A 1,215-nucleotide genomic window follows, 5' to 3' on the forward strand; every position below is an offset into this window, starting at 1 on the left:
CATGCGCGTTAACTTTGGTTCTTGACATCAGCGACGAAGTAGCGGAATCTAGGGTTATGAAGATCCTGGAACTGCTCGGATCGCAGTGGCAGTACCTTCTTTCCATGTTGCCAGCAGGGTTTGACCTGGAGGCGACAGCTCGGCAAACAGGTGCCTTGGTGCGCAAGAGGGTGATTCGGGAGGCAGAGACCCTGTTGTGGTTGGCCTTGGCTTATAGCTGCGGTGGTTTGTCGTTGCGCCAGACGAGCAGTTGGGCCGAGGCTCAGGGCATCGCGAAGCTGTCTCAAGTGGCTGTAATGAAACGTCTGCGAGGTGTTTCCACTTGGCTTGGCCTGCTGCTAGGAGCCAAACTCGCAGAGAGGTCAGGCTTTGCAGGTCTTGAGGAGTTTGGTCTTCGTCTGCGCTTGGTCGACGCCACGACGGTATCGGCTCCGGGCAGTCGGGGCACGGACTGGCGAATCCATCTGGGGTTTCATTTAGGGGATCAAAGTATTGATTCTGTGGAGTTGACGGGGCCCGAAGGCGGAGAGAGTCTGAAGCGTTTTCGTATCGGTGATCGGGACTTGCTCATCGCTGACGCCGGCTATGGCCATCGTGCCGGTTTAGAGTCAGTCCATCAAGCAGGTGGGCTGTTTATTGTTCGGATGAACTGGCAGAACCTTCCGCTTCAGAGCGTCAATGGAGAGCCTTTTGATCTGATGGGAGCCTTGAGACAGGTTCCAGATACCCAAGCGGTGGAGTTTAGGCTTCAGACCGCCCCGACTCGCAAACTCTCTGCCGTACCGGTGCGCTTGGTGGTGCTACGAAAGAGTGCGGTGGCCACTGAGCAGGCTCAGAAAAGAGCACGCCAGGATGCCCAGAAGAAGGGGCGTAAGGTGGACCCCAGGACGTTGGAGGCCGCTGGCTACATCCTGCTGCTGAGCTCAGTGCCGGCCGAGCAACTCAGTGCCAGTCAAATCCTGGAGTTTTACCGGTTCCGCTGGCAGGTGGAACTGGCCTTCAAACGGATGAAGAGTCTTATGCAGCTGGGGGATCTCCCGGTCCGAGACCCTGATTTAGCTCGCACCTATCTGTACGCCAAACTCTTGGCAGCTCTGCTGGTGGAAGACCTTACCAGGAACTTCCTGTCAGTTTCCCCCTGGGGCTTCCGACTCGAAACAGTGTCCCAGCCTGTGGCGAATTCAGGCTGTCCTCTATAAAGCATTGGTGCTCACC

At 56.9% G+C, this 1,215-nt stretch carries 1 protein-coding gene; it reads left to right on the forward strand.

From position 1 onward, the window contains the following. Positions 1–1,199, forward strand: a 1,199-nt coding sequence (locus tag VFQ05_19115) for an IS4 family transposase (protein ID HET9328882.1), incomplete at its 5' end; no start/stop codon positions are given. Between the last annotated feature and the right edge of the window lie 16 nt (positions 1,200–1,215).

This window comes from Candidatus Eisenbacteria bacterium (assembly GCA_035712145.1).
GTDB lineage: Bacteria > Eisenbacteria > RBG-16-71-46 > RBG-16-71-46 > RBG-16-71-46 > DASTBI01.